24 protein-coding genes are annotated in these 20,836 nt (G+C 71.5%); 12 read left to right on the top strand and 12 right to left on the bottom strand.

Annotated features, from left to right (window positions below; all coding sequences use genetic code 11):
• Window positions 1–15 precede the first annotated feature (15 nt).
• The 5 genes from MFF40_RS19965 to MFF40_RS19945 form a co-directional block, all read right to left on the bottom strand.
• On the bottom strand, window positions 16–411 hold the full coding sequence (locus MFF40_RS19965; RefSeq protein WP_147899398.1) for a type II toxin-antitoxin system VapC family toxin: 396 nt from the start codon (window positions 409–411) through the stop codon (window positions 16–18).
• Window positions 412–423: 12 nt separating this feature from the next.
• On the bottom strand, window positions 424–666 hold the full coding sequence (locus MFF40_RS19960) for a type II toxin-antitoxin system VapB family antitoxin (protein ID WP_092043145.1): 243 nt from the start codon (window positions 664–666) through the stop codon (window positions 424–426).
• 180 nt (window positions 667–846) lie between these two features.
• Window positions 847–1,254 carry a type II toxin-antitoxin system HicB family antitoxin gene (locus MFF40_RS19955; RefSeq protein WP_147899399.1) on the bottom strand — a complete coding sequence of 136 codons (408 nt, stop codon included), beginning with the start codon at window positions 1,252–1,254 and terminating at the stop codon, window positions 847–849.
• A 17-nt stretch (window positions 1,255–1,271) separates the two neighbouring features.
• Window positions 1,272–1,460, bottom strand: a complete 189-nt coding sequence (locus MFF40_RS19950; RefSeq protein ID WP_147899400.1) for a type II toxin-antitoxin system HicA family toxin — start codon at window positions 1,458–1,460, stop codon at window positions 1,272–1,274.
• Window positions 1,461–1,544: 84 nt separating this feature from the next.
• Window positions 1,545–2,090: a helix-hairpin-helix domain-containing protein gene (locus MFF40_RS19945; RefSeq protein WP_147899401.1), complete on the bottom strand. Its 546-nt coding sequence runs from the start codon at window positions 2,088–2,090 to the stop codon at window positions 1,545–1,547.
• Window positions 2,091–2,234: 144 nt separating this feature from the next.
• On the opposite strand from MFF40_RS19945, the gene MFF40_RS19940 reads away from it, so the two are divergent.
• Both MFF40_RS19940 and MFF40_RS19935 read left to right on the top strand, forming a co-directional pair.
• The gene (locus tag MFF40_RS19940; protein ID WP_147899402.1) at window positions 2,235–4,079 is read left to right on the top strand and encodes an ABC transporter ATP-binding protein; all 1,845 of its coding nucleotides are present in this window, start codon (window positions 2,235–2,237) and stop codon (window positions 4,077–4,079) included.
• Between the two features lie 418 nt (window positions 4,080–4,497).
• Entirely contained in the window at window positions 4,498–5,406 is a 909-nt protein-coding gene (locus MFF40_RS19935) for a cell envelope integrity EipB family protein (protein ID WP_147899403.1), read from the top strand.
• 318 nt (window positions 5,407–5,724) lie between these two features.
• On the opposite strand, the gene MFF40_RS19930 is transcribed toward MFF40_RS19935, so the two are convergent.
• Window positions 5,725–6,021 carry a DUF3572 domain-containing protein gene (locus MFF40_RS19930; protein ID WP_147856771.1) on the bottom strand — a complete coding sequence of 99 codons (297 nt, stop codon included), beginning with the start codon at window positions 6,019–6,021 and terminating at the stop codon, window positions 5,725–5,727.
• 80 nt (window positions 6,022–6,101) lie between these two features.
• Between MFF40_RS19930 and MFF40_RS19925 the strand changes: the two genes are divergently transcribed.
• The 3 genes from MFF40_RS19925 (at window position 6,102) to MFF40_RS19915 (ending at window position 9,511) form a co-directional block, all read left to right on the top strand.
• Window positions 6,102–6,473: a response regulator gene (locus MFF40_RS19925; RefSeq protein WP_007560977.1), complete on the top strand. Its 372-nt coding sequence runs from the start codon at window positions 6,102–6,104 to the stop codon at window positions 6,471–6,473.
• Between the two features lie 79 nt (window positions 6,474–6,552).
• Entirely contained in the window at window positions 6,553–7,926 is a 1,374-nt protein-coding gene (locus MFF40_RS19920; protein WP_147856772.1) for a PleD family two-component system response regulator, read from the top strand.
• Window positions 7,927–8,305: 379 nt separating this feature from the next.
• Entirely contained in the window at window positions 8,306–9,511 is a 1,206-nt protein-coding gene (locus MFF40_RS19915; protein ID WP_238261922.1) for a DUF2252 family protein, read from the top strand.
• A 78-nt stretch (window positions 9,512–9,589) separates the two neighbouring features.
• Here MFF40_RS19915 and MFF40_RS19910 read toward each other — a convergent pair whose 3' ends face one another.
• Both MFF40_RS19910 and MFF40_RS19905 read right to left on the bottom strand, forming a co-directional pair.
• Window positions 9,590–10,525 (bottom strand): prephenate/arogenate dehydrogenase family protein, encoded by a 936-nt coding sequence (locus tag MFF40_RS19910; RefSeq protein WP_147857679.1) that lies wholly within the window; start codon window positions 10,523–10,525, stop codon window positions 9,590–9,592.
• On the bottom strand, window positions 10,518–11,633 hold the full coding sequence (locus MFF40_RS19905) for a pyridoxal phosphate-dependent aminotransferase (protein WP_147899363.1): 1,116 nt from the start codon (window positions 11,631–11,633) through the stop codon (window positions 10,518–10,520). The genes MFF40_RS19910 and MFF40_RS19905 overlap by 8 nt, the downstream gene beginning before the upstream one ends.
• Before the next feature lie 316 nt (window positions 11,634–11,949).
• Between MFF40_RS19905 and MFF40_RS19900 the strand changes: the two genes are divergently transcribed.
• A complete protein-coding gene (locus MFF40_RS19900) occupies window positions 11,950–12,537 on the top strand; it encodes a hypothetical protein (RefSeq protein WP_147899362.1) in 588 nt (195 codons plus the stop codon).
• 255 nt (window positions 12,538–12,792) lie between these two features.
• Here the strand turns inward: MFF40_RS19900 and MFF40_RS19895 are convergent, their stop codons facing one another.
• Window positions 12,793–13,212, bottom strand: a complete 420-nt coding sequence (locus MFF40_RS19895; RefSeq protein ID WP_147899509.1) for a type II toxin-antitoxin system HicB family antitoxin — start codon at window positions 13,210–13,212, stop codon at window positions 12,793–12,795.
• Between the two features lie 5 nt (window positions 13,213–13,217).
• On the bottom strand, window positions 13,218–13,403 hold the full coding sequence (locus MFF40_RS19890; protein WP_147857627.1) for a type II toxin-antitoxin system HicA family toxin: 186 nt from the start codon (window positions 13,401–13,403) through the stop codon (window positions 13,218–13,220).
• Window positions 13,404–13,582: 179 nt separating this feature from the next.
• On the opposite strand from MFF40_RS19890, the gene MFF40_RS19885 reads away from it, so the two are divergent.
• From MFF40_RS19885 to metW, 5 genes are all read left to right on the top strand, one after another.
• Window positions 13,583–13,879 carry a hypothetical protein gene (locus MFF40_RS19885; RefSeq protein WP_147899510.1) on the top strand — a complete coding sequence of 99 codons (297 nt, stop codon included), beginning with the start codon at window positions 13,583–13,585 and terminating at the stop codon, window positions 13,877–13,879.
• Between the two features lie 184 nt (window positions 13,880–14,063).
• Window positions 14,064–14,231, top strand: a complete 168-nt coding sequence (locus tag MFF40_RS19880) for a hypothetical protein (protein ID WP_187278257.1) — start codon at window positions 14,064–14,066, stop codon at window positions 14,229–14,231.
• 149 nt (window positions 14,232–14,380) lie between these two features.
• Window positions 14,381–14,560, top strand: coding sequence for a hypothetical protein (locus tag MFF40_RS19875; RefSeq protein ID WP_147899511.1), 180 nt, complete (start codon window positions 14,381–14,383; stop codon window positions 14,558–14,560).
• Window positions 14,561–14,716: 156 nt separating this feature from the next.
• Window positions 14,717–15,922, top strand: coding sequence for a homoserine O-acetyltransferase MetX (gene metX, locus MFF40_RS19870; protein WP_147899512.1), 1,206 nt, complete (start codon window positions 14,717–14,719; stop codon window positions 15,920–15,922).
• Complete coding sequence (gene metW, locus MFF40_RS19865; RefSeq protein ID WP_238261920.1) at window positions 15,919–16,626, top strand: methionine biosynthesis protein MetW; 708 nt, start codon at window positions 15,919–15,921, stop codon at window positions 16,624–16,626. The genes metX and metW overlap by 4 nt, the downstream gene beginning before the upstream one ends.
• A 498-nt stretch (window positions 16,627–17,124) precedes the next feature.
• On the opposite strand, the gene MFF40_RS19860 is transcribed toward metW, so the two are convergent.
• Window positions 17,125–17,673 (bottom strand): PAS domain-containing protein, encoded by a 549-nt coding sequence (locus tag MFF40_RS19860; protein WP_147856209.1) that lies wholly within the window; start codon window positions 17,671–17,673, stop codon window positions 17,125–17,127.
• Between the two features lie 237 nt (window positions 17,674–17,910).
• On the opposite strand from MFF40_RS19860, the gene MFF40_RS19855 reads away from it, so the two are divergent.
• Window positions 17,911–18,126 carry a hypothetical protein gene (locus MFF40_RS19855; protein ID WP_238261918.1) on the top strand — a complete coding sequence of 72 codons (216 nt, stop codon included), beginning with the start codon at window positions 17,911–17,913 and terminating at the stop codon, window positions 18,124–18,126.
• Between the two features lie 123 nt (window positions 18,127–18,249).
• Here MFF40_RS19855 and MFF40_RS19850 read toward each other — a convergent pair whose 3' ends face one another.
• Window positions 18,250–20,592, bottom strand: a complete 2,343-nt coding sequence (locus MFF40_RS19850) for a transglycosylase SLT domain-containing protein (protein ID WP_378995216.1) — start codon at window positions 20,590–20,592, stop codon at window positions 18,250–18,252.
• Window positions 20,593–20,836: the final 244 nt, after the last annotated feature.

Below are 20,836 nucleotides of genomic sequence, written 5' to 3'. Positions count from 1 at the left end.
TCCCGCGGCCGCGCCTCACCCGGCCTCGATGTCGGTGAGCGGGAAATCGTTGCCCTTGTAGAGCAGCGGAACCCGGTGCGTTCGGGCACAGGCGTAGGCGAAGCAGTCGCCGAAATTGAGACCAGCGGGATGCCGGCCCTTGCCGAAGCGGTCGTAGGCGTCGAGGGCAACTTCGGCAGCCTCCAGGGCTACGGCGAGGACCTCGATGCCGGCAAGGTCGAGATAGGCGCGCACCGCATCGCGCGCCTCCGGGATCGGGAGGTCGAGGCGGCGCGCCACGGCCACGACGGTCTCCCAGACGGCCAGGGGCGACGTCATGCGGCGGCGCGCCCGCTGCAGCCGGGCGACCAGCGCGCGCGCGTCGGCCTCGTCGGTCAGGATCGCCGTGAGGGCCGAAGCATCCACGAACATCGCAGATCCGCCTCAATCGCGCTCGTAGAGGCTATCGATGAATGCCTTGTCGGCAGGCTTCGGGTGTGGCCCGGCCCGCTCGTGAAGCGTTCGGACGAAGTCGACCGTTTGCTCGACCAGATCGACCTTGCCAGTCTGACGGGCGATCTCGTTCTGAAGCGCTCGGCGCACCGCGTCGACCTTGGTCGTGCGCAACAGCGTCATGAGATGGACGACAAGGTCATCGACCTGCGGATCCTTGACGTAGAGCGGCATGTATATGCTTTCCAGATATCCATAATATCCCTAGGCCTTATACGTACGTGCCGCAAGGAGGGCGGGTCTCGGGTGAGCAGGGTGTCGCCGGCACGATCGGTTCGCGCACGCTCCACCCATTCGAGGATCCGCGGTCCTCGGCACGATCTGTCGGGACTGGTGCGCCGAACGTGGATCGGTTCAGCCCTCGGCCCGGATCTTGTCCCGCGCAGCGGAGACCAGGAAGGCCGAGCGGGTGAGGCCCCGCGCCCGGGCGGCGGTATCGATCTGTGCCAGCACCGCGGCATCCAGCGAGACGTTGACGCGCACGGGCCGGCCGGAATCGAGCAGCAGCGGAACCACGCCGAGCGTGGCCTCGGTCAGGGCCTCGGTCAGGGTCGGGTCGGCCCTCAGAACCTCCGGCGCCCGGGGCGCCGGCGGCGCCAAACCGGCGGCGATCCGATCGCTCATCCACTCGTTGAGGGCCGCCGTCGCGTTGACCATCGCCTCATCGATGGTCGCGCCCATGGCGGTGCAACCGGGGCAATCGGGAAACGCGACCCCGTAGGCGCCGGCCTCGCCATCGATCAGCACGGTGTAGCGGGACATGCGCGTCCTCCTCAGATCTAGCCTGCGGCGCTGGCGATGCTGCGGGCGACGCCCGGCGTCAGTACCCTGTGTCGCGGCACCATGATCTTGATGCCTGGCCGGCTCGGGTGAGAGAATTTCTCATGCTTGGTTCCGCCTTCGCGGACCCAGCCCGCGGCGATCAACCGATCCACGATGGTCCTGCGATCCGTCTCGACCCTGGGCATGGGAGGTTCCGCCGCAATGTGTATTTATTTGCACATCGCGGCGGGTGCCGCCAGGGTGTTCGCCGGTGGCTGGCCCCGAGGCGATCACCGCACCGTCACCTGATCCTTGATCTTCTCGTAGACCGCCCGGCTGAGGACGCGCTTCGACAGGAGCTGGTCCACGGACGCGTAGGGGCGCTTGGCGGTGATCGCCCGGCCGATCGCGCCGCCGCCCCGGAGCTTGTTGAGGTCGGCCACCGAGGCGGTGTTCAGGTCGAGGATCGCGAGGGCCCGGGGGCCGGCATCGTCCTCGGCCCGGTCGATCTCGGCCGCGCCCTGATCGAGGCCGGGCTGGGCCGGGACGGGCTCGGCCGGGAACGCGAGGGCGTCGGACGGCATCTGCTGCTGCTGCTGCGCCGGCGGCGGCGACGGGGTCGGTGAAGGGACCGGTGCCGGTGCCGGCGCGGGCGCGACGGGCCGGGGCGCCGGGTCCGGTGGCGGCGGCTCGGCCGGGACGCTGGCGGCGGGCGCCTCGGCCACGGGGGCCGGAGACGGCGCCGGGGTCGGCAGCATGGACTGCACCAACGCCGCCAGGATGCCGGCCAGGATCAGCAGGATGGAAATGCGCAGGATTGCGGGGCCGCTCAACACGCGTCACTCGACGATGACATTGAATTTCAGGCTCCAGATAATGCTCTTGCGACCTGCCGGCCAATCGAACGCCCGGATCCCGGGCCGAACGGCCCCCGCCGTCAACAGGCGATCCGCCCCGGCGCAGGCCCGGACCGGCCGGCGATGACCGACCCGATCGCGCGCCTCGGCGAGCGCCTGGGGGCGCTGCGCTACCTGCCGGCCCTGTTCCGCGAGATCGCGGCGGCGAGCCCGCGCCTGCTGGCGGCGAGCCTCGCCCTGCGCCTGGTGGCGGCGTTCCTGCCGATCCTGTCGCTCTACCTCGCCAAGCTGATCCTCGACGGGATCGTGGCCGAGCATGCCCGCCCGGCCGCGGAGGCCGGCCTCGCGGACTGGCTGGCCGATCCGGCCCGGGCGCGCCTCGCCATCCTGGTCGCCGCCGAACTCGGCCTCGCCCTGCTGTCCGACCTCACCGGCCGGCTCGCGAGCCTGACCGAGACGCTGATCGGCGACCTCTACGCCAACGCCGCCTCGGTGCGGCTGATGGCGCATGCCGCCTCGCTCGATCTCGCGCAGTTCGAGGACAGCGCCCAGCAGGACCGGCTGGAGCGGGCGCGCCGCCAGGTCAGCGGCCGCACCGGCTTGATCGGCACGGTGTTCGGCCAGTTCCAGGCGCTGGTGACGCTCGCCTCGCTCACCGCCGGGGTGGCGGCCTTCACGCCCTGGCTGGTGGTGCTGATCGCCGCCGCCCTCGTGCCGGCTTTGCTCAACGAGTGGCACTTCACGAAGGCCGGCTATCGGCTGGCCTGGATCCGCAGCCCGGAGCGGCGGCGGATCGACTACCTGCGCTACCTCGGCGCCAGCGTCGAGACCGCCAAGGAGGTGAAGCTGTTCGGCCTCTCGGGTTACATCACGGCGCTGTACGCCGGCCTCGCGAAAGACCTGCTCGCCGAGAACCGGGCGCTGGCCACCGCCCGGGCGCGCTGGGGCTTCGCCTTCGCGAGCCTCGGGACGCTGGCCTACTACGCCGCCTACGCGGTGATCGTCTGGCGGACCGTGGCGGGGGCGTTTTCGATCGGCGACCTCGCCTTCCTGGCCGGGGCCTTCCAGCGCCTGCGCGGCGGCATCGAGGGGCTGCTGCTCGGCCTCACCCAGATCAGCGGCCAGGCGCAGTATCTCGACGACTTCTTCTCGTTCTTCGCGATCCGGCCGGAGATCCGCTCGCCCGCACGGCCCGCGCCGGTGCCGAGCCCGATCCGCGACGGGCTGGTGTTCGAGGATGTCGGCTACCGCTATCCCGGCACCGACACCTGGGCCCTGCGCGGCCTGTCCTTCGCGGTGCGGGCCGGGGAGACCGTGGCGCTGGTCGGCGGCAACGGCGCCGGCAAGACCACGATCGTCAAGCTGATGACCCGGCTGTACGACCCGCACGAGGGCCGCGTGCTGCTCGACGGACTGCCGCTCGGCGCCTACGACCTCGACGCCCTGCGGGCGCGGGTCGCGGCGATCTTCCAGGACTTCGTCCGGTTCGATCTCACGGCGGGCGAGAACGTCGCGGTCGGCCGGATCGAGGCCGCCGGCGACCAGGACCGCATCGCGGCGGCCGCCGTCCGGGGGCTCGCCGCCCCGGTGATCGCGCGCCTGCCGCAGGGCTACGCGCAGCCGCTCGGCAAGCGCTTCGCCGGCGGCCTCGACCTGTCGGGGGGCGAGTGGCAGAAGGTCGCGCTGTCCCGGGCCTACATGCGCGAGGCCGAGATCCTGATCCTCGACGAGCCGACCGCGGCGCTCGACGCCCGGGCCGAGCACGACGTGTTCGCCCGGTTCCGCGAATTGTCGGCGGGCCGCACCGCGGTGCTGATCTCGCACCGGTTCTCGACGGTGCGGATGGCCGACCGGATCCTGGTCCTGGAGGGCGGCCGGCTGCTCGAGGAGGGCAGCCACGCCGCCCTGATGGCGCGGGGCGGCCGCTACGCCGAGCTGTTCACCCTGCAGGCCCAAGGCTACCGGTGAACGTCAAGGTTTCGAAAGGTCCGGGACCTTTCGCGGGTCCAGGGCGGCGCCCTGGTCCATCGGGGCTTTACCCCGATACTCCGCTCAGCCCCAGCTCTTTCACGGTGTTGGGCCGAGAGCCGGGACAGGGCGTCGAGCCGGTCTGCAGGGCCCTTTCCCGGGCGCATGCAGCGCCAGCGGAATGCGACCCGGGACCCAGCACATGACGGCGCGCAGCGTCCGTCCGATCGACCTGTGCCGCTGGCGCGGCGCTTCGTGTGCTGGGTCCCGGATCAGGTTCCGCTTCGCTTCACCTGTCCGGGAAAGGGGGGCGCGTGATCTGCGCTTTGGGAGCCCCGTATCGGGGACCGCCCCGATGCCCGACGATTGCCCCTTTCGCGTCGCCTGCTATCTGGCGGACCTTGAACCGGGATCATCCATGCGCCTCTCGCACCTCCTGACGGCCGGCCTTCTCGTCTCCGCCTGGGGGGCGCAGGCCGCGCCGGCCGTCTCCGAGCCGCCGCCTCCGCCCGAGGCCAAGGCCGAGGCCCCCGCGCCCGCGGGGGAGATCGTGCTCGCCAACCACCGGGCGGTCTACGACCTGTCGCTGGCCGAGGGCGGGGGCACCCGCTCGGTGGAGAGCGCCCGGGGCCGCATCGTCATCGACTTCCGGGGCGATGCCTGCCGCGGCTACACCATGCTGACCCGGCAGGTGACGGAGCTCTCCTCCGGCGAGAGCGGGCCGCGCCTGTCGGACATGCGCAGCACCACCTTCGAGGGTGGCAAGGGCCGGGAGTTCCGGTTCAAGACCACGACCCTGACCAACAACCAGCCCGCCGCCCCGGTGGACGGCACCGCCTCGGAGCAGGGCGACGGCGTGACCGTGAAGCTGAAGGGCGCCAAGTCCTTCGCCGTGGAGGGGCCGGTGCTGTTCCCGAGCGAGCACATGCGCCACCTGATCGCGGCGGCGCGGGGCGGCCAGGCGACCCTCTCGGCCAAGGTGTTCGACGGCTCCGACGACGGCAAGAAGATCTACGACACCTTCGCGGTGATCGGCCATGCCGGGGCCGGCCCGGCCGCCGACGCCGCCCGCGACAAGCCTCTGCGGACGGGGCCGCTCTCCGGCATGCCGCACTGGCCGGTGCGGCTGAGCTACTACACCCCGGGGGCGGGGGAGCGGACGCCGATCTACACCCTCGGCTTCGACCTCTACGAGAACGGGGTCAGCGGCGCGCTCAAGCTCGATTACGGCGAGTTCGCCATCCTGGGCGACATGACCACCCTCGACATCGACGATCAGGCCGGCCGGGCGGCAGCCAAGGAGGGCGAGAAGGGCTGCACGCCGTGAGGCTGGGGCCGAGGGTCATTCTGGATCGAGGATGAGGCGGAAGGCCGTGCGCGCATCTCCCTCCCCCCTCTGCGGGGGAGGGTGGGCCGGCCGTCAGGCCGGGTCGGGAGAGGGGAACCCGGCGTCCGAATGAGGCAGAGCCGATGTGCGGGTCAGCGCTCTTTCCTGCACCGGCGCTCCCCTCTCCCGACCCCCTTCGGGGGCCACCCTCCCCCGCAGAGGGGGGAGGGAAGCCGCGCCTCCCGCGCCTGACAACCTGGCCGCTTCCCCGCCAAAAGCCCGTCCGCTGCTCGACCCCCGACGCGTCAAGCCGTCCCCTTACGCCCAATCATCCTCCGGCTGCGGCGACAGCGTGCGCCAGGCTGCGGCGATCCGCTCCGGCTTGATCTCCAGTGCGCCGGCACAGGCCACCAGCACGCCCTCGTCGCCCATCACGTGGTCGAGCACGCCGGCCAGGAAGGCCGGTTCCTGGGCGCTCTCCCGCAGGGTGTCGGCGCTCAGGCCGCTCGCGGCGAGGAACGGCAGGAGCCGGTCGTCCTCCGCGACGATCCACAGCAGAACGTCGAGGGCGAGCCGTTCCGCAGATTCGGCCCCTTGAAGAGGTTTGCCATTCATCAACATGTGATCGCTACAAAGGTCATCAAGGGGCTTCACCGCCCGCTAATCATGATCGGCGCGCACCGGGACATCGGATCATGAAAAAGACGGTGCTGATCGTCGAGGACAACGAACTGAACATGAAGCTGTTCAACGACCTCTTGGAGGCGAACGGCTACGCGACCCTGAAGACCGCCCACGGCATCGAGGCGATCGAGCTGGCCCGCGCGCACCACCCCGACCTGATCCTCATGGACATCCAGCTCCCCGAGGTCTCCGGCCTCGAGGTGACCAAATGGCTCAAGGAGGACGACGACCTCAAGAGCATTCCGGTCATCGCGATCACGGCCTTCGCCATGAAGGGCGACGAGGAGCGGATCCGCGAGGGCGGCTGCGAGGCCTATCTGTCGAAGCCGATCTCCGTCGCGAAGTTTTTGGCAACGGTTCGCGCGTATCTTGAGCCCCGGTGACGCCGGAGCGGCGCACCGGTAACGGCGAACGGCCGACCGCCCCGGGCGGAACCGCGCAACCGCGCGTCAGCGAGGAACCATGTCGGCCCGCGTCCTGATCGTCGACGACCTGTTCCCGAACGTGAAGCTTCTCGAGACGAAGCTCGGGCTGGAGTATTTCGACACGATCGCCGCCATGAACGGGCCGGACGCGATCGCGATCTGCGAGAAGGGCCTCTGCGACATCGTCCTGCTCGACGTGATGATGCCCGGCATGGACGGGTTCGAGGTCTGCCGCTACCTCAAGAACAACCCGGTCACCGCCCACATCCCGGTGGTGATGGTGACGGCCCTCGACCAGCCCTCGGACCGCCTGCGCGGGCTCGATGCCGGGGCCGACGACTTCCTGACCAAGCCGGTGGACGACACCGCCCTGTTCAGCCGGGTGCGCAGCCTCGTGCGCCTCAAGGCGGTCACCGATGAATTGCGCCAGCGGGCGCTGGCGTCCCGCGCGTTCGGCATCGGCGATCCCCTGGCGCTCGCCACCGCGGAGACCGGCCTCGACGCCCGGATCCTGCTGGTCGAGGACCGGCCCGGCTCGGCCGAACGCATGGCCGGGGCCCTGCGCCAGCACCACGCGGTCACGATCGAGCCCGATCCGCAGGCGGCGATGCGGCTCGCCGCCGAGGGCGTGTTCGACCTCGCCCTGGTCAGCCTCGACCTCGACGGGTCGGACGGCCTGCGCCTGTGCAGCCAGCTCCGCTCGCTCGACAGCACCCGGGCGATGCCCCTGATCATGCTGGCCGAGGAGCACGACCGCGCCCGAGTGGTGCGCGGCCTCGATTTCGGCGTCCACGACTTCCTGATGCGGCCGGTGGACCGCAACGAGCTGATGGCCCGGGTCCGCACCCAGGTGAAGCGCAAGCGCTTCACGGACGCCCTCCGGGGCGCCATGCAGGCCTCCCTGCAGCTGGCCATCACCGACGCGCTCACCGGCCTGCACAACCGGCGCTACCTCGACAACCACCTCGGCGCGCTGTTCTCCGACGAGACCACCCGGCGCCCGGGTCTGGCGGCGCTGATCCTCGACATCGACCGGTTCAAGGCGATCAACGACAGCTACGGCCACGAGGCCGGCGACGAGGTGCTGCGCACCTTCGCCGAGCGCGTCCGCCAGCACACCCGGCCGGTGGACACCGTCGCCCGCTACGGCGGCGAGGAGATCGTCGTGGTCCTGCCGGAGGCGGGCCTGGCCGAGGCCCGGGCCATCGCCGAGCGCATCCGCGAGAAGGTCGAGGCGATGCCGTTCTCGGTCCACCGCGCCACCCGGACGATCCCGGTGACGGTCTCGATCGGGGTCGCGGTCCGGCACCCGGACGACACCGGCCCCGGCGACATGCTCAAGCGCGCCGACATCGCCCTGTACCGGGCCAAGGCCGCGGGGCGGAACCGGGTCGAGCAGCAGGCGGCCTGAGGGGCGGGCGGACCCGCGCGCTTCCTCATCCCTCTTTGGGCTACGATGCCACTCGGCCGCGTTAGGCAAACCGCGACGCGCCCCCTCTCCCGTGCGGGAGAGGGTTGGGGTGAGGGACCAGGACTTTCCGGAGAGGTCGCATCCCTCACCCTGTCCCTCTCCCGCACGGGAGAGGGGACCCGAGCTACATCCAGAGCTGTGTGGATGCCGTAGCCGTTGCGGGCGAAAGAGGGCGCGGTGCCCGATACGTACGAAGATGGCGCGCACCTTCGCGCTGCGTCAAAACGCTCACCCGCGCCTAAGGATGACATTCTAACCGCGCACCCGACATCGTTTCGCGCACCTCTCGGACAGGGCGCGGCAGGGGAACGGACGACGGATGGATATGCAGGTGCCGGCCCGGTCGGGGCGTGAGGCGAGCGTGCTGGAGAAGCGCCGCCTGTGCAAGATCGCCTCCTCGCCCCACGCCTACGTCCGGGGCAGCACCGCGCATTTCTACGACCTGATCGCCGCCATGCCGGCCGGCACCCTGCCGGAGGGGCCGCCGGTCTGGATCTGCGGCGACGCGCATCTCGGCAATCTCGGCGCGGTGGCCGGCCCCGACGGGCGGATCGACATCCAGATCCGCGACCTCGACCAGACCCTGGTGTCGAACCCGGCCTTCGACCTGGTCCGGCTGGCCCTGTCTCTGGTGACCGCCGCCCTCAACGCGACCCTGCCGGGCCTCGTCACCGCCCGGATGATGGACGCGATGGCTTTGGGCTACGCGGACGGCATCCTCGACCCCGAGGGGGCCGAGCGGGGCATCGCCCAATCCGACATCGTCGCCACCACGCGCCGGCGCGCGCTCGGCCGGCGCTGGCGCCACCTGTCCCGGGAGCGGCTCAAGGGCAAGGACGCGCGGCTGCCCCGCGGCGACCGGTTCTTCGACCTCGACGGTGCCGAGCAGGAGGCGTTCGAGGCGTTGAGCCGCGACGCGGAGGTGCACCGGCTGGTCCTGGCGCTCGGCGGCGCCGAGGCCGGGGCGGAGATCCGGCTGCGCGACGCCGCCTACTGGATCAAGGGCTGCAGCTCGCTCGGCCGGCTGCGCTACGCCGGCCTCGTGGAGATCGTGGGCGGCGCCCGCCCGCACCTCGCGCTCCTCGACGTCAAGGAGGCGGTGCCGTACCTGGCCCCGCCCGCCCCGGGGGCCGACATGCCGGCCGACGCCGCCGCCCGGGTCGTGGCCGGCGCCCGCGCCCTCTCGCCCAATCTCGGCGACCGGATGGTCGCGGCGACGTTCCGGGGAACCCCGGTCACGGTCCGCGAGCTGATGCCGCAGGATCTCAAGATCGACGCCGAGCAATTCTCCCGCGGCGAGGCGGTGCGGGTCTCGGGCCACCTCGCCGCGATCCTGGGCCGCGCCCACGGCCGCCAGATGGGCGACGCCGACCGGCAGGCCTGGAGCGCGACGGTGCGCGCCCCTGGCCAGGGCGCCGACACCCCCGGCTGGCTCTGGTCCGCGGTCACCGACCTGATGGGCGCCCACCAGCGCGGCTACCTGGAACATTGCCGCCGGATCGCCCGGGAGGATCTGGCGGCCTGATCGTTTCGTGTCTTCGACCGATCGGCCCCCCTCCCCGTACGGGCTTGCGGATCCGGGGTCCTTCGTCGCCGGGCCGCCCTATTCCTCCGGCGGCCGCGGGCGGCCGAAATCCGGGGCTGCGGTTTCCTGGCCCTGGGCCACGATGCTGCGCCGGATCGCCCGGGTGCGGGTGAACATCGCGTGGAGCGCGTCGCCGTCGCCCCAGCGCACCGCCTTGGCCAGCGCCGACAGGTCCTCGTTGAACCGGCCGAGCATCTCCAGCACCGCCTCGCGGTTGTTGAGGAAGATGTCGCGCCACATGGTCGGGTCGGAGGCGGCGATGCGGGTGAAATCGCGAAACCCGCTGGCCGAGAACTTGATCACCTCGGACTGGGTCGCGGATTCGAGGTCCGCGGCGGTGCCGACGATGTTGTAGGCGATCAGGTGCGGCAGGTGGCTGGTGATCGCCAGCACGTGGTCGTGGTGCTCGGCGCTCATGGTCTCGACGTCGGCGCCCATGCCCTCCCACAGGGCCCGGACCCGCGCCACCGCCGCCGGGTCGGTGCCCTCGGGGGGCGTGAGGATGCACCAGCGGCCCTGGAACAGGGTCGCGAAGCCCGCATCCGGCCCCGAGAACTCGGTTCCGGCGATCGGGTGGCCGGGCACCAGCGCGACTCCTTCGGGCAGGTGCGGCTGGACCGCCGCCACCACGGCGCCCTTGACCGAGCCGACATCCGACACGATCGCGCCGGGCTTCAGGTGCGGCGCCAACTCGGCCGCCGCCGCCCCGATGGCGCCCACCGGCACGCACAGGATCACCAGGTCGGCCTCCGTGGCGCCCTCACGCGGGTCGCCGGTGACCAGGTCGGCGATGCCGAGTTCGGTGAGCCGGGCGCGCACGGACTCGTCGCGGTCCAGGGCCACGATCGTCCGGGCGAGGCCGTAGCGCCGGGCGGCGCGGGCGATCGAGGAACCGATCAGCCCGAGCCCGACGATGGTGAGGCGCCCGATGGGCGGGGTTGCCGTCTCAGGCATGCGCGCCCCGCACGAAGTCTCCGAGCGCCGCCAGGAAGGCCGCGTTGGCCTCCGCCCCCGCCACCGTCACCCGCAGGGCGTTGGGCAGGCCGTAGGCGCTGACCCGGCGGGTGATCAGCCCGCGCTCGGTGAGGAACGCGTCGGCGTCGGCGGCCGAGCGGCCGGGGGCGTCGGGGAAGTGGATCAGCACGAAGTTCGCGACGCTCGGCGTCACCGTCAGGCCGAGCGCCCGGGCGCCCGCGGTGAGTTTTGGCAGCCACTCGGCGTTGTGGGCGGCGGCGGCCGCCATGTGGGCCTCGTCGGCGATCGCCGCCGCGCCCGCCGCGATGGCCGGCCCGGAGACGTTGAACGGGCCGCGGATGCGGTTGACCGCGTCGGCCACGTGGGCCGGCGCCAGCATCCAGCCGATCCGCAGGGCGGCGAGCCCGTGGATCTTCGAGAAGGTCCGGGTCATCACGACGTTCTCGGATTCGAGCGCGAGTTCGAGCCCGGCCGAGTAGTCGTTCGCCCGCACGTATTCCGCGTAGGCGCCGTCGATCACCAGCAGCACGTTGGCCGGCAGGGCGGCGTGCAGGCGGCGGATCTCGTCGAACGGCAGGTAGGTGCCGGTCGGGTTGCTCGGGTTGGTGACGTAGACGATCCGGGTCCGCTCGGTGACCCGGGCCAGGATCGCGTCGACGTCGGTGGTGAAGTCGCGCTCGGGCGCCACCACCGGCTCTCCGCCGGCCGCCAGGATCGCGATCCGGTAGACCAGGAATCCGTGCTCCGAGTAGATCCCCTCGGTGCCGGGGCCGCCATACGCGTAGGCCAGCAGCGACAGCAACTCGTCCGAGCCCGCGCCGCAGACGATCCGCTCCGGATCGAGCCCGTAGCGCTTGGCGATGGCCGTGCGCAGCACCGTGGCTCGGCCGTCCGGGTAGGTCTCCAGCTTGGCGGCGGCCTCGTGGAGCGCCGCGAGCGCCACCGGGCTCGGCCCCAGCGGCGTCTCGTTGGACGAGAGCTTGTGGACCTTGCCGCCGCCGGGCCGCCCGCTCTTGCCGGGCACGTAGGTGTCGATCGCCAGAACGCCGGGGCGCGGTTCCGGGCGGGCGAGAAGGGGGGCGGACATGGCTCTGGCGACTCGGATGCGCGGGCTGGGTTGGGCTGTCCCGGTCCGTCTACAGCATTTCCTTTGCCGAAGAACCCGGGCCGTCACGACGCGGCGGCGGCTGCAGAAAGGATCTTGCCGGAACCGCGTGCGCTGCCGCGGCGCGTTCCGCTGCGACAGGCCTGATACGGTCCGCTCGCGAGCCGACACGGCCACGCCCAATACCTTTTAGGCCTCCCGGAAGCGGCCATCCGTTGGTTTTTCGACCGCTTCGCCTCGGAATGGTTATGCGGCGCTCCTGAAGCTACCGTCGGGCTTCCGAGCAGGTCCTACGCGTATGAACGACATTCCGTGGATCGACGCAGCCGGCGCAGCGATGTGGGCGCTCGTCGAACGATACACCGGACGGGTGGGCTACAAGGGAGGCGTCAAGGCCAGCGGTCTGAACGACGATCCCGCTGTCATCGACTGCTCGGGATGGACCGCTCGGCTCCTGTCGGCTGGTATGGCTGCGGCGAACCGTGAAGCTGGACGTCCCGTCTTCAGCAGCGAGGAACAAGCGGCGGTTCACACGTGGTCGGACCGCCTGATCGAGAACCTGGAGCGGCGCTCCGGCGTCATCCTGACGGGCGGCCATATCACCGTCGCGGGACTGCCGCCTTATGCGACCATCGGCTTGCAGCAGGGCGGAGGTGCATGGGCGAAGAACCACCCTCGCCCCCGTGGCATCACGCACGTTGTCCAAGTCGTCCATCGCCCCGGCGATCATGCCCCGTATGTGTCGGAGGCGCAGGGGATGACCAAGCCGTATGGTCTTCGGCTGACGCCTTTGGCTGAGTGGATCGAGCAGACGCGCGACGACCTGAAGCCTGACAAGGCATGGGCAGTAACCCCGTTCGCGGGATCAGGCTTCGACTGCCGCTGAGGACCATGAGCGGACGGGGCGGAGCGTCCGCTTCAATGCCTGTCGCTCGGAAGCGGACCCTCCCAAATCCGCCCCTCTCGGACGTTCGGGGACGGCTAACAACGCCCGACTTCGCCCATCGGGGATGCCGCGAACGGCCCGGTCGATCATCCTGACATCCCGGGCTCCGCCGCGCGGCTCCGGGAGGGCGGGCGGGGGGGCGCGTGTTCGTCCGACGCCTGGACCCCAGGGCGATAGGCCTTGCGGCGCGCCGGCTCAGGCGGCCTGGGTCGCCACGACGATCTCGCGCCCGCAGGCGGTCAGCGCCGCCTCGATCTGGCTCAGGCGGGATTCGTGGTCGAGATCGAGAAGCCGGTCGACCTGCGGCGGGTGCACGCGCAGCCGGCCGACGAGATCGGCCTTGCGGATGCCGGTCTCCAGCATCGCCCGATAGAGTTCGAGCTTGAGGGCCGTGAGCGCCGACAGGGCGACGGCGTGGCCGTTGATCGGGCCGGGCGGCGGGACCGGCTGTCGTGCAGTGATGCGCCCCTTGAGGGCTGTCGCCACCGCATCCGCGCCGTGGACGAGCGCGTCGGCCGAGCCCTCGCCGAAGCTCGTGACCTCCGGGAGGTCCGGGCAGGTCACCAGCAGGGTTCCGTCGGCGTCCGGGGTCAGCGTCACGGGATACCTGAGCATCGCTCCTAATCCTTGATATCCAGATCCTTCAGGATCTTCTTCCAGAGCCCGGTGCCGAGTTCCTTCGCGCCGCCATGCTGCGGAAGCACCGACATCCGGCCCTCGCGGCGGACGATCAGGTGGCCGCCCTTGCCGGGCTCGAAGCTGCATCCATGGCGGGCGAGGAAGCGCCTGGCCTGGCTGCTGTTCACGCGGAGCGACGCATCCGTTGCATCCTCCCGGGGCACACGCGATGCAACATATATGTTGTTTCGTGCGCCGAGTCCAGGAAGGCCCGGACCCCGCCGGTCGGGCGATCCGGGTCCATTCACGCGGGAGCGCGGCGCCCTACCTCATTGGTCCGCGACTGGACCGTGAAAGGACCGCTCCCATGCCCCTCACCCGCTACCTGGACGGCGGCGCCCACATCCTGGCCGCCGACGACAACCTGATCCGGTTCGCCATGACCAACGGCGAGCGGGTGATCGGGATCGACGTTCCGATCCCGGTTCTGCGCCAGACGTTCGCCGGCGGGGCCGACCTCGCACCCCTCGACCTGTTCGCCCGGAACCAGGCGGCGATCGAGGCCGCGGCCAGTGCCGCCTACGACAAGACCGCGACCCCGAACGACCTGCTCGACATGGGCCCCGAGGACTTTTCGGGTCCGCCGGCCGCGGCCAAGCTCTGAGCCCGACCGTCCGGGAGCGCGCGCGGCAGCCGAAAGGCTCCGCGGCGCGGCCGGGAGCCTCCGCCCCGCGGAACAGCGGCGACGCGCAAATGCCGCGGGGCACCCGCCACGTTTCGGCCTGTTGATCCCAGAGAAGGGGCCGCGTCGGACGCGTCGCGTCCCGCGTTCCTCTGGACGGATCCCTATGCCCGGTGACCTGATCCCCTGCAGCCTGTTCCTGATCGGGATCCTCACCTCGGTGGCCGCCGACTGTCGGCTGCGCCGGGCGGAGGCCGCCCCGTGGGCGAACGGCTGCATCGCGGTGGTCGGGGCCGCGATGGTGTTCGCCGCCTGCGCGACCGCGATCCGCTGAGGCCGGGGGCAGGCGCGGGGCGACCGGAGGGGGGCCAAAGGTATGACCGCCCCGGCGGCGATTCGGAGGAACCTGCGGCCCCCCCGCGCACTTCCCCAGCCGTGATCCTGGGCCGCGTTCCGTCGCGCGGCCGGCGCGATGAGGTTTCCATGGTTTCGATCCAGGCGATCGTCGGGTGCGCGCTCGTCCTGTCCGGGCTCTGCGTCGAGAACGTCGCGAGCCGGAGCTGGCGCGGCGGCGTGCGCGCCGACCGGCTCGACGCGAGGGCCGTCCTGGCGCTCGGCCTTCCCGCCCTCGGGCTGGCGCTGATGGCGGCGCCGCTCGCCTGAACCAGTCCCGCTCCGCGATGGGCGCGCGTTGACGCTCGCGGCCGCGCGCATTACCTCCCGGTCTCGCTGGCCGCGTCGGGCGAGTGGGGCGGGTCTCGCGACACCGCGCCCCCTGCCGCGGACCGGGATCGCCGACACACGGTCGTCAAGTCCCGCATGGATACCCAACCGGACACGGCCCTGCGGCCGGACCCGATCGACGAGACGACCGGGCGCCTGTCGGAGCCTTCGCAGGCGCTCGACCCGAAAAGCCTGGTCATGCGGTTCGGCGCGGACGCGCCGCTGCTGACCGACGCCGGCGTCGAGCTCGCGCCCTTCCAGATCGCCTACCAGACCGCCGGCACCCTGAACGAAGCGGGCACGAACGCGGTGCTGATCTGCCACGCGCTCACCGGCGACCAGTATTTCGCCCATCCGCATCCGCTCACCGGCAAGCCCGGCTGGTGGGAGACCCTGGTCGGCCCCGGCAAGCCGGTGGACACCGACCGCTACTTCGTCGTCTGCTCGAACGTGATCGGGTCGTGCATGGGCTCCACCGGCCCCGCCTCGATCGATCCCGCCACCGGGCGGCCCTACGGGCTGAACTTCCCGCTGGTGACGATCCGCGACATGGTCCGCGCCCAGATGATGCTGCTGGAGCGGCTCGGCGTGCGCGACCTGTTCTTGTGCATCGGCGGCTCGATGGGCGGGATGCAGGTGCTGCAATGGGCGGCGCTCTATCCCGACCGGGTCTTCGCCGCGATGCCGATCGCCACGGGCCCGCGCCACTCGGCGCAGAACATCGCGTTCCACGAGGTCGGCCGGCAGGCGATCATGGCCGACCCGGCCTGGGCGGACGGGCGCTACCTCGAGGAGGGCACACGGCCGTCCAAGGGGCTCGGCGTCGCCCGGATGGGCGCGCACATCACTTACCTGTCCGAGCCGGCCTTGCACCGGAAGTTCGGACGGCGGTTCCAGGGCGGCTCGGCCCCGACCTTCTCGTTCAACGCCGACTTCCAGATCGAGAGCTACCTGCGCCACCAGGGCCTGAGCTTCGTCGAGCGGTTCGACGCCAACGCCTACCTCTACCTCACCCGGGCGATGGACTATTTCGACCTCGCCGAGGACCATGGCGGCGCGCTGGCCAACGCGTTCCGGGGGATCAAGACCCGGTTCTGCCTGATCTCGTTCACCTCCGACTGGCTGTTCCCGACCTCCGAGTCCCGGGTGATCGTGCACGCCCTGAACGCCGCCGCAGCCCCGGTCGCCTTCGTCGAGGTCGAGACCGACAAGGGCCACGACGCCTTCCTGCTCGACGAGCCGGCGATGTTCTCGGCCGCCCGGGGCTTCATCGACGCCGCCGCCCGGGCCCGCGGCCTATGAGCGGCTCGATGCTGTTCAAGGGTTCCTCGGGCAAGGCCGCCCCCGGCGCGCCGTGGCAATCCACCGACACCCTCCCCCGCACCGCCGAGGGCGGCGGCGCCCGCGTCGACCACATCGTCGTGCTCGGGTTGATGCCGGCGGGCGCCCGCGTCCTCGATATCGGCTGCGGCGACGGCTCCCTGCTGGCGCTGCTGCGCGACCGGCGCGGCATCGACGGCCGCGGGATCGAATTGTCCCGGGACGGGGTCAACGCCTGCCTGGCCCGGGGCCTGTCGGTGATCCAGGGCGACGCCGACACCGACCTGGAGAACTATCCGGACGACGCCTTCGACGTGGTCGTGCTGTCCCAGACCATCCAGGCGACCCGCAATCCCCGGATCGTGCTGGAGCACCTGCTGCGCATCGGCCGGCAGGTGATCATCTCGTTCCCGAATTTCGGGCATTGGCGGGTGCGCTCGGAGCTGGCCCTGCGCGGCCGGATGCCGGTCACCGAGATCATGCCGGATGCCTGGTGGGAGACGCCCAACATCCACCATTGCACGATCCGCGACTTCGTCGGCCTGTGCCGGCTCATCGGCGCCGAGATCGAGACCGCCACCGCCCTGGACGGCCGGGGCCGGCCGATGCGCTTCTCCATGCCCTGGTGGGTTTGGAACCTGTTCGGCGCCCAGGGGGTGTTCCTGCTCCGGCGCGGGCAGCGCTAGCGTCCCGCCCCCGCAGCGGCCACCGGATGCCCGCATCGGTGTGGGCGGCGCGGGCGCAGGATGGAGCGCGGGGCCCCTACCCCGCACGAGCTACCGGATTCACAGATCGCAGTCCGGATGGTTCGCGGCCGCAAAATACATCTGTCCGAGGCCAACACGCGCGTTCCCTCCCCCGCAGAGGGGGAGGGTGGCCCGCGAAGGCGGTCGGGCCGGGACGAAGTCCCGCAAAAGGGGAGCGACGGCGCAGAAACAAGCTTTGCCCGTCATGCCGGCCGCGCCATGTCCTGAGCCCGGGCTCCCCTCTCCCGACCCGGCCTGACGGCCGGCCCACCCTCCCCCGCAGAGGGGGGAGGGAGCGCGCCTGTCAGCTGCGATGCGACGGGTTTTGCTGCCGAGACGGATGCGGCGTGTCGCGTTTCGTCACCGGCTTCGCCCGCAACGACCGGTCCGGCACCCGGCGGTTGTGCCCTGTCGTGGACCGTGAACGATGGGGACCCGTCAGTTGTAGGCGTTCGGCGTTTCCGTGCTCCGGCGGGCGATGGCGCGCCCGACCTCGAACAGGGCGGCGCGCAGGCCCGGCAGGGCGCTCTTGGCGCCGTCGCCCTCGATCAGCGAGTGGGCGATGATCAGGTGGTCGGCGATCCGGTCCAGGTGATCCTGCGGCGCGGTCGCATGATGCGTCGGCGGCGGCAGGTAGCGGCCGACATGGCCGTAGGCTTGCATCCCGTCCGTGGCGCTCGGGGTCATCTCGATCATCGAGCCGAGATAGCCCAGGAAGGTCGAATCCGGGGGGCCGAACGAGGGCAGGCCCCCGGCGCCGAGCCACCGCACGCTTCCGTCGGCGCAGTGCAGCCGGAAGCGCAGGCTGAATTCGCTGACGGCGGCCGCGGCCCGGCTGAACACGTCCTGGATGGTCGCCCGGTCGGTCTCGGGGACGCGGTCGAGCCAGCCGAGACCCAGCGCGGCCGACCGGTCCTGCCCCGTGATCTCGGACCACTCACCACTGAGATAGACGAACCGACCAGACGCATCGGTCGAAAAAATCATTGCAGCGTTCCGGGCCGGCTCGGTTCGTATGAAATGTAACCCTGAGAATTAAATAAAGATAGCAGCCTTGATCTTTATACATTATTTTATACTATGCCGGTGATGGATTTATACCGGCTCATGCGCGCCGCAGACAGGAATATCGGTTCGGCCTCAGCGCGCATGGAATCGAGGACCCAGGGTCGAGCCCGATTGCGCCGCGATCGCGACCGACTTGGTGGCAGAGGATCGTCCGTCATGAGCGGCTCGGACAAGCCAGGGACCAAGGCCTTGCTAACGCTCGCCGGAATCCTGGGCATCCCGGTCGAGCGGTTCTTCGACGACGAAGGCACGACCGACGGCCAGGCCGGGGCGCAGGAATGCCTGCGGCTCTGGTCGGCGATCCGGACCAGCGAGGGCCGCGCGCGCGCGCTCACCGTCATCCGCGGCATCATCGAGGACGAGCGGCGGTAAGGGAGGCGGGCGGACCCACGCGCGTCCGCCTCCCCCCCTCTGCGGGGGAAGGGAATGCGCGTATCCGGTTCGAAGGGACTTTTCGCCCCGCCCGCCCCGAACCGCGCCGTCGTGTGCGGGCCCCTACCGCGCCCCGCGGTGCAGATCCCCGTCGATCAGCAGGGCGCTGCGGTTGTCCAGGCGGGAGCGGTAGACCTGCAGGTTCTCCATCACCCGCTGCACGTAGTTGCGGGTCTCGGTGAACGGGATGCGCTCGACCCAGTCGATCACGTCGACCTCGCCCTTGCGCGGGTCGCCGTAGGCGTCGATCCACTTCTTCACGTTGCCGCCGCCGGCATTGTAGGACGCGAAGGCGAGGACGTAGGAGCCGCGCCAATCCTCCATCAGCTCGCCGAGATGGGCCTGGCCGAGCTTGGCGCAGTAGGCGGGGTCGCTGGTCAGGCGGTCGACGTCGAAGGATGTGGCGACCCGGCGGGCGGTGCGCTGGGCGGTGGCCGGCATCATCTGCATCAGGCCGCGGGCGCCGACGCCGGACTGGGCCCGGGGATCGAACTGGCTCTCCTGCCGGGCGATGGCGTAGACCATGGCCCGCTCCACCTGCGGCACCGCCGTGAAGGTCTCGTAGGTCGGGATCCCGATGGTCGGATAGGCGTGGGCGTCGAGCGGCAGGCCGCGCTGCACCGCGAGCTTGCCGACCGCCACCAGGGCGCGGGCGTCCTTCATCTCGGTGGCGAGGTCGCCGAGCGCCTGGATCTCGCGCGGGTCGGTGAGGTCCCGGGCGGCGTCGATGTAGAGCGGCAGCGCCAGGTCCTTGAGGCCGGCCTCGCCGAGCAGGCGCAGGGCCCGGATCGACAGCCGGTCCTCGAACGCCTGCCGCTCCACGCCTTCGAGGTCGGCCGGCGCGCGCAGCGGCAGGCTGGTCTGGCCGAGCCGGGCCCGGGCGACCTGGCCGTAATAGGCGATCGGCTGCAGGGCGGCGCGCTCGTAGAACGCCTTTGCCACGTCGTGCTGGCCGAGGGACTCGGCCGCCCTGCCCTGCCAGTAGGCGGCCCGCGCCAGCGAGACCGGGCTCTCCGCGATGGTCGCCATCCGGGCGAAGTGCTGCGCGGCGCTCGCCGGGTCGCCGGCAAACCGCAGGGCGATCCAGCCGGCGTGGAACTCCGCCTCCAGGCGCTTCTCGGGGGTGCGGGCCGCGTGGCCGCTCGCCACCGTGAAGGCGGTCCTGGAATCGCCGAGGTCGAGGAGCTTGCGGGCCACGATCCGGCGCTCGACCCACCACTCGTCGCCGTCGACCAGCACGTCCGGGTTGCTGGGCGCCGTGGCCAGGATCGCGGCGGCCTCCTCGGGCTTGTCGGCGCGGCGGAAGAACTGCGCCCGGGAGAAGATGTAGGAGGCGTCCCCGCGCAGGGAGGGCGGCACCGCGGCGAGCGCGGCCGGCCCGCCGGCCTTGTCCTCGACGGCCCGGCGGGCGCGCACGAGGCTGGCATAGCCGCCGCCCGCGTAGCCGGCGGCCCGGCCGGCGCTCTCCCAATCGTCCTTCAGGAGCGCCCGCTCCATCCGGTAGCGGTGGTCGATCCGGGTGAGCACGCCCGGGAACGCATCCTGGACCTTGGCCTCCAGGCTCTTGCCGAAGCTCTCGGTCCGCCACAGGTCGTGGACGATCTCGGCGGCGTCGCCGTCGAAGCCGTCGGCCCGCAGGGCCAGCGCCAGGGCGAACTTGCCCGGCGCACTCACCGGCTTGGCGGTGGCGAAGAAGGCGCGGACCAGGGCCGGGGGCTTGCGCTCGGACAGCAGCGCCTCCTCGGCCCGGCGGCGCAGCAGCGGCCCGGCCGGCCAGGTCGGGTTGGCCCGGGTGAAGGCGACGGTGCGGGCGAAGCCGATGCCGGCGCCGGCGCGGATCGCCACCCATTCGAGCAGCGCCTTCGCGGCGGGATCGGTGAAGCCGTCGCGCATCCGGTCGCCGTCGGCGACCCGGCCCTTGCGGTAGAGGTCGATGGCGCCGCGCAGCAGCGTCGGATCGGTGTCGCCCGCGATCTTCGGCTTGCCCGGGTCGGGGACCTCGGGCACCGGGGCGGCCGGCGTCACCGCGGCGTCGGGCAGCGGGAACGCCACGGGGGCGTCGGGATCGGCGGAGGCGTACGCGGTGGCGGCGGCCGGGATCTTGCCGGCGGCCTCCTCGCCCCGGTCCGAGCCCTTCTCGCCTCCCTTGGCGGTCTGGGCCGGATCGAGCTTGAGGGCGTCGGCCGCGACCGGGTCGGCGACAAGCTCGGCCTCGGTGCTTCGGGTCTGGGCGGGCGACAGGGCGGCGTCGCTCGAGGGCGGCGTCGGCTGCGAGGCGGGCGCGTCGGTGCCGGTCTGGCCGACTTGGCCGGCGAGGGCGACCCCGAGGGTCGTGACGACCCCGAGGGTCGTGACCAGCGCGACCGCCGCCAGCGGCGTGCGCGTCGAGGCCAGCGCTCGGATCAGTGGACCGCGGATCGACTGGGCTCGGATCACGTTTCCCCCCTTCTCGCGACCGGAGTGGAAAGAAATGAAGATCGGCGCGGGGGCATTAAGAACCCGTAAACCCTCGCCACGATCTGTTTGCGCACCGTGGCGCGACCTTCTATGTCTGCCCGTCCGCCGCCGAACGGCGTGCCGGACGCGCGGCCCCGAGAACGCCGGGACACGCCATTCCGCCGAGACCCCAGCTGAGCCTCTTTGGGACGCC

Source organism: Methylobacterium mesophilicum (assembly GCF_022179445.1).
Classification (GTDB): Bacteria; Pseudomonadota; Alphaproteobacteria; order Rhizobiales; family Beijerinckiaceae; genus Methylobacterium; species Methylobacterium mesophilicum.
The sequence above is the reverse complement of the archived record's forward strand: the minus strand, read 5'-3'. Positions and strand labels throughout refer to the sequence as shown.

Bases quoted from the DNA above. Each gene is read 5' to 3' on its own strand.
- MFF40_RS19935 (WP_147899403.1), top strand. From the start codon at position 4,498: ATGCGCCTCTCGCACCTCCTGACGGCCGGCCTTCTCGTCTCCGCCTGG.
- MFF40_RS19965 (WP_147899398.1), bottom strand. From the start codon at position 411: ATGTTCGTGGATGCTTCGGCCCTCACGGCGATCCTGACCGACGAGGCC.
- MFF40_RS19940 (WP_147899402.1), top strand. From the start codon at position 2,235: ATGACCGACCCGATCGCGCGCCTCGGCGAGCGCCTGGGGGCGCTGCGC.
- MFF40_RS19900 (WP_147899362.1), top strand. From the start codon at position 11,950: ATGAACGACATTCCGTGGATCGACGCAGCCGGCGCAGCGATGTGGGCG.
- MFF40_RS19905 (WP_147899363.1), bottom strand. From the start codon at position 11,633: ATGTCCGCCCCCCTTCTCGCCCGCCCGGAACCGCGCCCCGGCGTTCTG.
- MFF40_RS19860 (WP_147856209.1), bottom strand. From the start codon at position 17,673: ATGATTTTTTCGACCGATGCGTCTGGTCGGTTCGTCTATCTCAGTGGT.
- MFF40_RS19895 (WP_147899509.1), bottom strand. From the start codon at position 13,212: ATGCTCAGGTATCCCGTGACGCTGACCCCGGACGCCGACGGAACCCTG.
- metX (WP_147899512.1), top strand. From the start codon at position 14,717: ATGGATACCCAACCGGACACGGCCCTGCGGCCGGACCCGATCGACGAG.
- MFF40_RS19875 (WP_147899511.1), top strand. From the start codon at position 14,381: ATGGTTTCGATCCAGGCGATCGTCGGGTGCGCGCTCGTCCTGTCCGGG.
- metW (WP_238261920.1), top strand. From the start codon at position 15,919: ATGAGCGGCTCGATGCTGTTCAAGGGTTCCTCGGGCAAGGCCGCCCCC.
- MFF40_RS19930 (WP_147856771.1), bottom strand. From the start codon at position 6,021: ATGAATGGCAAACCTCTTCAAGGGGCCGAATCTGCGGAACGGCTCGCC.
- MFF40_RS19950 (WP_147899400.1), bottom strand. From the start codon at position 1,460: ATGCCCAGGGTCGAGACGGATCGCAGGACCATCGTGGATCGGTTGATC.
- MFF40_RS19855 (WP_238261918.1), top strand. From the start codon at position 17,911: ATGAGCGGCTCGGACAAGCCAGGGACCAAGGCCTTGCTAACGCTCGCC.
- MFF40_RS19910 (WP_147857679.1), bottom strand. From the start codon at position 10,525: ATGCCTGAGACGGCAACCCCGCCCATCGGGCGCCTCACCATCGTCGGG.
- MFF40_RS19915 (WP_238261922.1), top strand. From the start codon at position 8,306: ATGGATATGCAGGTGCCGGCCCGGTCGGGGCGTGAGGCGAGCGTGCTG.
- MFF40_RS19955 (WP_147899399.1), bottom strand. From the start codon at position 1,254: ATGTCCCGCTACACCGTGCTGATCGATGGCGAGGCCGGCGCCTACGGG.
- MFF40_RS19880 (WP_187278257.1), top strand. From the start codon at position 14,064: ATGCCCGGTGACCTGATCCCCTGCAGCCTGTTCCTGATCGGGATCCTC.
- MFF40_RS19925 (WP_007560977.1), top strand. From the start codon at position 6,102: ATGAAAAAGACGGTGCTGATCGTCGAGGACAACGAACTGAACATGAAG.
- MFF40_RS19920 (WP_147856772.1), top strand. From the start codon at position 6,553: ATGTCGGCCCGCGTCCTGATCGTCGACGACCTGTTCCCGAACGTGAAG.
- MFF40_RS19960 (WP_092043145.1), bottom strand. From the start codon at position 666: ATGCCGCTCTACGTCAAGGATCCGCAGGTCGATGACCTTGTCGTCCAT.
- MFF40_RS19885 (WP_147899510.1), top strand. From the start codon at position 13,583: ATGCCCCTCACCCGCTACCTGGACGGCGGCGCCCACATCCTGGCCGCC.